Here is an 8,514-nt window from a genome sequence, read left to right as displayed (position 1 = left end):
TCCGTACGGGCCCGGACCCACGATCTGGGGTTCGGCGAGCTCTGCGGTGTAGCTGAACTCCGGCTCCAACTTCACTGGCCAGCCCCCACTCCCGCGGCTGCCATCACAGCTGACATGCCCTCGGCGATCACGTCGCGCCCAAAGGCTTCGAGGACAACATTGGGATTGAAGTACTCGCGGATCAGCACAACCTTGCCGTCCCGGATCCGCATGTGCGTGCAATACGTATTGGCGTAGATCTTGCCGGTCTGCGTGACCGTCGCCTTCCCGTGCAGCTCCAGAATGAAAAGTTCCGGGTCGGTCGTGTCGTGCACAGTGAGCGAATCGATCCGGAGGTCGGGCACCGAGGCGAAGAACCAGTCGATGAAATGACCGATCAGGTGTCGGCCAGGGACGGTGTCGGCGAGCGGCTCGGGTGCGAAGGGCATCTCCCAGACGCCGTCTTCGGCAAAGTTGTCCTTCCAAGCCTCCAGCGCCTCACCCTGAGGCGGACCGTCATCGAGGGCCCCCCAGAATCGCTCAACCGTCGCGCGGTTGTCCGTTTGTACGCTCATGCGCCCGCCTCCATCTCTCGGTCGACTGCCGTCACAGTCGAATGACAAATCGAGAGTGCACTATACGTCGTTAATAGTCAACAGTGCGTCGAGGAATGCCACACCCGTTGCCCCCGAACGTGACTCGAAACCCACAAACGAACGCCGCCAGCACTAGACACACCGTTGATTAAACTCAACACCAAGTCTAGGATGAATCCGGGTCTTGGCGCGATCCCTCTGGATGCGGTGCTTGCGCGCCCTGATGACCACCATTCCAGTCACCGCCGACAACGAGGATTCGCCATGAAAACACTCACCAACCGGCTGTTTCGTCTACAGAGGCGGCCGCAAGGCCAAGTCACCGAACAAGATCTTGTGTGGGCCGAGGAGCCCGTCCCCGACATTGCGGAGGGGCAGGCGTTGATCCGCACGCTGTACCTGTCGCTCGACCCCACGAACCGTGTCTGGATGAGCCAGTTGCGTTCGTACATCCCGCCGGTTGACTTGGGTGCGGTGATGCGTGGTCTCGGTGTCGGTCAGGTGATCGAAAGTCGGCGAGACGACCTTCCGGTGGGCGCCTTCGTCCTCGGCTTCACTGGTTGGCAAGAATATTGTGTCGCTGACGATTCCGTTCTGGAGTTCCCATTCACAGTGCTGCCCGACCCACTACCGGCGCCGCTTTCGGCATTCCTGGGAGTACTTGGCCACACTGGCATTTCAGCGTTCATCGGTATCGAGCTGGGCGATCCGCAGCCCGGCGAGACGGTTGTTGTTTCCGCCGCAGGGGGCGCCGTCGGTTCTATCGCTGGACAGCTCGCCAAGCAGCGAGGCGCCCGCGTGGTCGGTATCGCCGGCGGCACCGAGAAGTGCCGGCATCTGGTGGAGGAACTGGGCTTCGACGAATGCGTAGACCGGCACTCGGACGACTGGCGCGAGCAACTCGACGAGGCGACCCCCGACGGCATCGACGTCGACTTCGAGAACGTGGGCGGCCCGATCATGGATCACGTGCTGGGCCGGTTGAACATCGGTGCTCGAGTGGCGCTATGTGGTCTGATCTCGGAGTACGACACCTACAACGCCGACGGCGATCAACCAGGTCTGCGCAACGCAAACCAGTTGCTCATGCAGCGCGCCACCCTGCGTGGTTTCATCGTCACCGACCACATAGAGCGCTACACCGAAATCATCGGCAAACTCGCCGCGGCGCTGGGCGAGGGCTCGGTCATGTACGACGAAACCGTCGTCGAAGGTCTGCAAAGTGCTCGAGAAACCCTCAATCAGGCACTTTCCGGCGGCGCGCGCGGAAAGACAGTCGTCCAGGTCGCACCGCCCCCCTAGCCCGTCCCTGAGCGCGCGCCACCCGGCCGGTGGTAAGTCACCGGCGGGGTGGGGCGACAACTGGCCATGAAAATGATTGCGACGGCTCAGCTTCCGTGAAGATTGCATCTTCTGCTGCGCTCAAGTCCTTGTGCGCGTCGTCGGCAGCCACGTCGGCCGGGTCGCCCGAATACCTCATGTCAGTTGTACTGGTGCACTACAGGTTCTGCGGCTTCTACGTGATACAAACACCCGCGGCGGGGCCACGAACGTCTACCGATGACATCGGGACTCTTTGAGCACTACGACCTTGGTGATCGGCACCCGGTTGTGGGCCGACCGCGCGGTCAGCTACTCAGCCGATCCCGTGGGTTGGGCAGCTGCACTTCGCGTCGGAGGATCTTGCCGGTCGGACCCTTGGGCACGGAGTCGACGAACCAGATTTGGCGGGGGTATTTATACGCCGCGAGACGATCTCGTACGAACGCCTTCAATTCGCCAACTTCTGCGTGCGCCCCACGTTTGAGCGCAACGGCCGCGCCGATCTCCTCCCCGAGGTCTGCGTGTTTGATGCCGATCACCGCGGCTTCAGCGACAGCAGGATGTTCGTAGAGCACTTCCTCGACTTCACGGGGGTACACGTTGTACCCGCCCCGGATGATCAGATCCTTCTTCCGGTCGACGATGGTGTAGTACCCGTCGCTATCGCGAATGGCGATGTCGCCGGTACGAAACCAGCCATCGGGGATGGCTTCGGCCGTTGCCTCAGGTCGGTTCCAGTACCCCTTCATCAGATTCTCTCCCTGGATGGCGATCTCGCCAGGGACGCCATCAGCAATGTCCTCGCCATCGTCGCCGACGATGCGCAGCGCGCAACCCCGCACAGGTATCCCGATGGTGCCAGGCCTGCGCTGATGGCCTGGCTGGTTGAAGCAGGCGATAGGCGCCGTCTCTGAGAGCCCATACCCTTCGTAGACTTCGCAATCGAACTTGTGCTCAAACGCTTTGAGAATCTCGACAGGCATGGGCGCACCGCCGGTGATGCACGTGCGGAGCGAGGATATGTCGGTGTTGTCCGCATCAGGAGAGTGCAGCATCGCGGCGTACATGGTGGGCACGCCTTCGAGAACCGTCACTCGATCGCGGGCCAGGACCTCCAATGCCTTGGCAGCATCGAAGCGGGGAACGAGCGTCAGGAGGGCACCGGCTTTGACTGCTGCATTGAGTCCGCAGGTGAGGCCGAAGACGTGAAACAGTGGCAAGCACCCAAGGATCACGTCTTCAGGGCCCACGTTGATCAACGTGTCCACTGTCGTCGCGGCGTTGGAGGACATGTTCCGGTGGGTGAGTTCTGCCCCCTTGGGCTTGCCAGTGGTTCCCGAGGTGTACAGGATCACCGCAGTATCGTTGTCGGTTCGCTCGGCCGCTTCACGGATTGGGCTGCCGGACAGGTTGATTGGCCCCGTAGGGCGCACCAATGCCGAGCGAATTCCAACTTTCACCGCTGCGGCCGGCACGACGGAATCGCTGCCATCCAACCCGTACACCATCGTCATACCCGAGTCGGTGAGGTAGTACTCGACCTCACGTGCACTGAGCAGCGGATTCATGGGAACTGCGACAGCGCCCGCCAGGAGGACGCCGTAGAACAGCACTGGGTATGCCGGAACATTGGGGAGCACCAGACCCACCCGATCGCCGGGGAGCACGCCTCGGGCCCGCAGATCTCCGGCCACAGCCGAAGCCTGGTCATAGAGCTGCCGGTACGACAGCACGTATTCATCGAGCTTCACGGCCGGCCGGTCCCCGTATTCGTGCGCAGTCGCGACCAGATTGCCAGCGAGGTTGGACACGGTTGACTCCTACTTCGAAAGAGAGCTCGCATTTTCATTCCGCGGCCAGGCGTGCGAATCGCATTTGAGCGCGGGCGGAACAGCGGCCGAACCTGAGTCGACGGCCGGCGCCGGCACGAACGTTGAAGGCGAGGCCGATGCAACGCTCATAGTATGCACTAATCGTTGGTGATACTCAACACAATGTCGATTATTACCCGGTACTTCGGTCTTTGGTACACCTGTTTCGCAGTTGGCCTGACCTATCATGTTTCGCATGGCGTCCACTTCATCTTTCAACCTGAGCACCACAGAAACACGGGTGGGCCGACGAAACATCAAAGGTGACAGACGCGAACAAGCCATCCTCGAAGGTGCTTACGACATGTTGCGCACAGTGCCGCTGCGCAACATTTCCATCGACGATCTCACCAAGCGCGCGGGGCTGTCTCGGTCATCGTTCTACTTCTACTTCGAGTCCAAGTGGCAGCTGTTGTCGGCGCTCCTCTCGCGGGTCACCGCCGACGTGTTCCAAGCATCGCAACTGATCTTTGAACGTCCGGCCGGTATGCCGCCGGAGGCGGCCATCGAGCACGCGGTCAACGAGGTTATTCAGGTGTGGGAACAGCACGGTCACGTTCTTCGGGAAGTCGGCGACGCCGCTGCGGCCGAGCCGGACCTGCAGAAGCAGTGGGACACGATCCTCGGTCGGTTCATCGACGCTTCGGCGGCCAGCATCGAGCGAGACAGGGCTGCCGGCGTGGCCATCGACGGGCCACCTGCCAGGTCATTGGCTGCCGCGTTGATGTGGATGGGTGAACGCAACCTCTCGTTGATGAGTCTGCGCAGCGAGAACGCAATCCCGTTGAAGGACATGGCCGAAACGGTGACCACCATATGGCTGCGAACGGTCTACGGCCTTGAGTGGAAGCCGCGCGAGAAGCCCAGTAGACGCCGCAAGTCCTCCCCGAAGACGTGATCGACGTCTTCCGGGAGGGCCCTGCTTGACCTTTGGGGTTGCCGGACGTTACTGGTTGTCCAAGGCCATTTTCGTCATATTCAGCCCCGGCATCAGCATGTGACCACCCTCGACCAACATCTCGAGACCGGTCGTCCATCGTGATTCGTCGGAGGCCAGCCACAGCACGGCCTCGCTCATGGCCTGCGGCGGCAGCAGGCCTACATCCCGCAGAACTGCCCAGTACCTCGCGCCCTGCAGGTCCTCTTTGACCCCCTGGCCAGGCCCCTTGCCTGCGCAGAGGTCGTAGCCCCCTTGCCAGTCCAGGGCGGGCGTATCGGTAGGCCCGGGAAGAAGTGAGTTGACTCGGATGCCGTACTGACCGAACTCGAGTGCTGCACTCTTCGCCAGGCCGAGTACGCCATGCTTCGAAGCCACGTAGTGGACGTAGTGGGGAGATCCCTCGACGCCGTTGCCGGACGAGGTGATGATCACCGACCCCCCTCCGCGCGTCTTCATGGCGGGGGTTACGGCCTTCAGCGTGCGCCAGGGCCCCATGATGTTGACGTTGAGCACATCCAGGAACTCGTCCTCGGGAATGTCTGCGAACGGGTGCACAGTCCAGATGCCGGCGTTGGCCACTGCGACATCGAGTCCGCCGAAGGCCTGCACACCTTCGGCGACCAACGTGTCCAGCGGGGCCTGCTCACGAACGTCGCCTTGGTGCGCGATGATTCGCCGGCCCAGCGCCTCGACTTCCTTGACCGTGATCTCGAGGTCAGCTGCCGTGCCGACGGGATAGGGAACCCCTCCATTAGCCGGGCAGTCGAAGGCGAGGATGTCCGCGCCTTCCTGTGCGAGGCGGATGGCGTGTGCTCGCCCCTGGCCTCGGGCCGCTCCGGTGACCAGGGCGACCTTTCCTTCCATGCGTCCCATGTTTACTCCTCGTGGTGATTGGTTTACGGTCGGCCGATCGGCGAGACCGCCTGTGGTGCAACGGATATAAACCGAGACCTCACTCGCTCGGTCTGATCAGTTGGAGAAGAACATCGATTCCGGGAGGTTCGGTCCAGACATGTGTGGCCTCCCCCATCAGAATCGGTGCCTCGATCGGCTCCGGGCGGCCAGGTCCTCGGATGGCACAGCCCGCGAGTTCAGGGCCGTCGGCGTGGTGCAGCCGCAGTGCCAGGTGGTCGAGTTTTGCCGGTGCTCCGTCGAGGGCCGTCTCGAGCGCGTCCAGGTCGTGCAGGGTGTACAGCTCGACCTCGGCGCCGGAAACGTTGAGGAACGCCGCGCGGACGCTCATGGCCGGAACGTCGACCGAACGAGCAACCTCCACCCCAAACCGATTGGACCAGTGCGCGAGTGCCGAGTCGAGGTCGCGTACCAGGATGCCGACGTGGTCGAGCCGAGGGAGGCCGGCAGCGGGTGGCGAGGTCATTGACTACCCGCCGCGACGAAGTGCGGAGCAAGACCGGGCCTAGGCTCGGTCCAACGCTGCGTGACGACCTTGGACCTCGTGTAGAAGCGATAGCCGTCGTAGTTGAGCCCGTCGTCTCCGAAGCGTGAGTCCCCCCATCCGCCGAAGCCGAACCAGGAAATCGGCACGGGGATAGGCACGTTGATCCCTACGCTGCCCGCCGATACGCCCCGGCTGAACCGACGCGCAGCGGTGCCGCTGCCGGTGAAGATGATGGCGCCGTTCCCGTAGGGATTGTCGTTGACGATCTGCAGGGCCTGATCGAGATCATCGACGCGCAACACGCTCAGTACCGGTCCGAACACTTCGTCGCGATAGAGGTCGCTCTCGACGCCGACGTGATCGACGAGGCTCGGACCGATGAAGTACCCGGCTGCGGGTGCTGTCCGATCACGGCCGTCGACGACCAATCGGCCCCCCTGCTTGACGGAGCGTTCCAGCGCCCCTCGGACCCGATCGAGCGCGCACTCCGAGATCAACGGCCCCATGTCAGAACCCGACACCGCGCCCGGTCCCACCTTGAACGCGTTGGCGCGCTCGGCAATCTTGTCCACCAATGCATCTGCCGCCGAGCCGACCGCGACGGCGACCGTCACCGCCATGCATCGCTGACCCGCAGCCCCGTAGGCCGCCGAAACCAGCGCATCGGCCGCGGCATCGAGATCGGCGTCGGGCATGACCACCAGGTGGTTCTTGGCACCCCCAAGAGCCTGCACCTTCTTGCCTGCCTCGGCCGAGCGCCGGTAGATCGCACGTGCGACCGGGGTGGACCCGACGAACGACACCGCCGCGACATCGGGGTGGTCGATGAGTGCCTCGGCTGCCTCCACACCGCCGTGCACAACATTCAGCACGCCGTCGGGCAATCCTGCTTCGCTCGCGATCTGCGCCAACCGCACCGCTGCCGACGGCACCTGCTCACTTGGCTTGAGCACGAACGCGTTCCCGCACGCAATGGCGGCTGCGAACATCGACACCGGCACCATGACCGGAAAGTTGAACGGCGTGATGCCGGCGCATACACCGAGCGGTTGCCGGAAGGAGTACGTGTCGACCCCATTGGCAACCTGCTCGGCGTACTCTCCCTTGAGTTGCTGCACCACCGAAAGCGACACGTCGACGGCTTCGATCGAGCGTGCCAGCTCTCCCCGGGCGTCTGCGAGCGTCTTGCCCTGTTCGGCCGTGATGATCGACGCCAGGTCGTCCACCTGCTCGTGCAGCAAAACCCGGAAGCGATGCAGTATCGCTGCGCGGGCTGGGCCGGGGGTGTCGGCCCAGGCCTCCGCCGCAGCGCGCGCACTGACGACAGCGTCGTCGACGGCATCGGCACCGCCCAGCACGACGGTCCCGATCACGCGCCCCGTAGCGGGATCATGGATCTCGGCTCGCGATCCTTCCGCCGAGAAGACGGCCGCGCCGCCGATCCAATGTGGAACGGTGTCAAGAGATACATCGATGGTCACAGCAACTCCAATGGTTCAGTAATGCGGAATATCCGAAACGACAACCACGCTCACGCGTTCTGGCGGGGATGCGGAATTTCGGGGAACATCTCCAGGCCGTAGTTGACCTTCAGGTTTTCGACCTCGGCCTGCAGCTGCTCGGGTGTCCGGAGCTCACGATCGCGCGCTTCGTAGAAGTACTTGTCGATACCACCGTTGGGCTCGAAACCCGAGCTGTCGGGCCCCGGGACGAACACCACGAGAATCCGGGCTTCGTCGCCGACGACCTCATAGGTGTGCCGCTGATCTTTACGCCCCCAGACGAACTGGCCCTTCTTGGCGTTGTACGAACCGGCTTCGGTGTGAATCTTGATCTCGCCGTCCATCACGAAGAAGCCCTCTTCTTCTCGGTGGTGGATGTGCCAGACCGGTTCGGTACCACGCACCCAGTTGGTCTCGATGACGATCAGCTGACCGTTCGTGGTCTCACCGGTCGCATGAATCCAGAAATCCACCCCGGTCATGAAGTCACCGGTCATGTTGAAGTGGATGTCGTCACGGTGGGAGACGTAGCTCTCACCATCGCGTGAAGTTGACGGTTGGATCTGGTCGACGTCCGCTCTCGTGGCCATGTCAATCCTCTTTCGTCGTTGTGCGCCGCGCGTCGGTGTCCGGTGTCACGGCCTTGGCAAAGTTGAGACTAGACTCACAGTCGATTGTAGTCAACACACTGTCTACTTTTAAAAACCGGCCCCACTTCAGCGAAGTCAAGCAATAAATCGACAATGTGTTGACTATCACCAACTCGTGGTGCACTCTCAGATCCACCGCGGCGCTGAAAGCAGCCCCGCTTGAAAATGGAGGTCCAACAGTGAAATTGGAGCCGGAGTTCAGCTACACCGCAGAGCTCGCCGAACCCCAGATCGTGGGTCCGGGCCCGTACGGA

Annotated in this window: 8 protein-coding genes and 2 pseudogenes; 3 read left to right on the top strand and 7 right to left on the bottom strand. The window is 62.6% G+C overall.

What is annotated here, in order from left to right:
• Together AC4ELH_RS35245 and AC4ELH_RS35240 are read right to left on the bottom strand one after the other, a co-directional pair.
• Positions 1-75 (bottom strand): annotated as a pseudogene (locus tag AC4ELH_RS35245) (DUF3237 domain-containing protein); the annotation flags it as partial.
• Entirely contained in the window at positions 72-554 is a 483-nt protein-coding gene (locus AC4ELH_RS35240) for a nuclear transport factor 2 family protein (protein WP_082963427.1), read from the bottom strand. The gene AC4ELH_RS35240 and the pseudogene AC4ELH_RS35245, both read right to left, overlap by 4 nt.
• Before the next feature lie 285 nt (positions 555-839).
• Here AC4ELH_RS35240 and AC4ELH_RS35235 point away from each other — a divergent pair, with 285 nt between their 5' ends.
• Positions 840-1,877: an NADP-dependent oxidoreductase gene (locus tag AC4ELH_RS35235; protein ID WP_498889577.1), complete on the top strand. Its 1,038-nt coding sequence runs from the start codon at positions 840-842 to the stop codon at positions 1,875-1,877.
• A 326-nt stretch (positions 1,878-2,203) separates the two neighbouring features.
• Here AC4ELH_RS35235 and AC4ELH_RS35230 read toward each other — a convergent pair whose 3' ends face one another.
• The gene (locus AC4ELH_RS35230; protein WP_498889575.1) at positions 2,204-3,709 is read right to left on the bottom strand and encodes a long-chain-fatty-acid--CoA ligase; all 1,506 of its coding nucleotides are present in this window, start codon (positions 3,707-3,709) and stop codon (positions 2,204-2,206) included.
• Positions 3,710-3,956: 247 nt separating this feature from the next.
• Between AC4ELH_RS35230 and AC4ELH_RS35225 the strand changes: the two genes are divergently transcribed.
• Positions 3,957-4,667, top strand: coding sequence for a TetR/AcrR family transcriptional regulator (locus AC4ELH_RS35225; protein WP_498889573.1), 711 nt, complete (start codon positions 3,957-3,959; stop codon positions 4,665-4,667).
• A gap of 48 nt (positions 4,668-4,715) precedes the next feature.
• Here AC4ELH_RS35225 and AC4ELH_RS35220 read toward each other — a convergent pair whose 3' ends face one another.
• From AC4ELH_RS35220 to AC4ELH_RS35205, 4 genes are all read right to left on the bottom strand, one after another.
• The gene (locus AC4ELH_RS35220; RefSeq protein ID WP_491837055.1) at positions 4,716-5,582 is read right to left on the bottom strand and encodes a mycofactocin-coupled SDR family oxidoreductase; all 867 of its coding nucleotides are present in this window, start codon (positions 5,580-5,582) and stop codon (positions 4,716-4,718) included.
• Positions 5,583-5,661: 79 nt separating this feature from the next.
• Positions 5,662-6,087: a VOC family protein gene (locus AC4ELH_RS35215; protein WP_498889571.1), complete on the bottom strand. Its 426-nt coding sequence runs from the start codon at positions 6,085-6,087 to the stop codon at positions 5,662-5,664.
• Positions 6,084-7,589 (bottom strand): CoA-acylating methylmalonate-semialdehyde dehydrogenase, encoded by a 1,506-nt coding sequence (locus tag AC4ELH_RS35210; RefSeq protein WP_498889569.1) that lies wholly within the window; start codon positions 7,587-7,589, stop codon positions 6,084-6,086. The genes AC4ELH_RS35215 and AC4ELH_RS35210 overlap by 4 nt, the downstream gene beginning before the upstream one ends.
• A gap of 50 nt (positions 7,590-7,639) precedes the next feature.
• On the bottom strand, positions 7,640-8,200 hold the full coding sequence (locus tag AC4ELH_RS35205) for a cupin domain-containing protein (protein WP_064879307.1): 561 nt from the start codon (positions 8,198-8,200) through the stop codon (positions 7,640-7,642).
• A gap of 239 nt (positions 8,201-8,439) precedes the next feature.
• Here AC4ELH_RS35205 and AC4ELH_RS35200 point away from each other — a divergent pair.
• Positions 8,440-8,514 (top strand): annotated as a pseudogene (locus tag AC4ELH_RS35200) (DUF3237 domain-containing protein); the annotation flags it as partial.

The sequence above is a fragment of the Mycobacterium shunyiense genome (assembly GCF_058270075.1).
The sequence above is the reverse complement of the archived record's forward strand: the minus strand, read 5'-3'. Positions and strand labels throughout refer to the sequence as shown.

Coding starts and splice junctions, on each gene's coding strand:
- AC4ELH_RS35240 (WP_082963427.1), bottom strand. CDS start 554: ATGAGCGTACAAACGGACAACCGCGCGACGGTTGAGCGATTCTGGGGG.
- AC4ELH_RS35235 (WP_498889577.1), top strand. CDS start 840: ATGAAAACACTCACCAACCGGCTGTTTCGTCTACAGAGGCGGCCGCAA.
- AC4ELH_RS35225 (WP_498889573.1), top strand. CDS start 3,957: ATGTTTCGCATGGCGTCCACTTCATCTTTCAACCTGAGCACCACAGAA.
- AC4ELH_RS35220 (WP_491837055.1), bottom strand. CDS start 5,582: ATGGGACGCATGGAAGGAAAGGTCGCCCTGGTCACCGGAGCGGCCCGA.
- AC4ELH_RS35215 (WP_498889571.1), bottom strand. CDS start 6,087: ATGACCTCGCCACCCGCTGCCGGCCTCCCTCGGCTCGACCACGTCGGC.
- AC4ELH_RS35205 (WP_064879307.1), bottom strand. CDS start 8,200: ATGGCCACGAGAGCGGACGTCGACCAGATCCAACCGTCAACTTCACGC.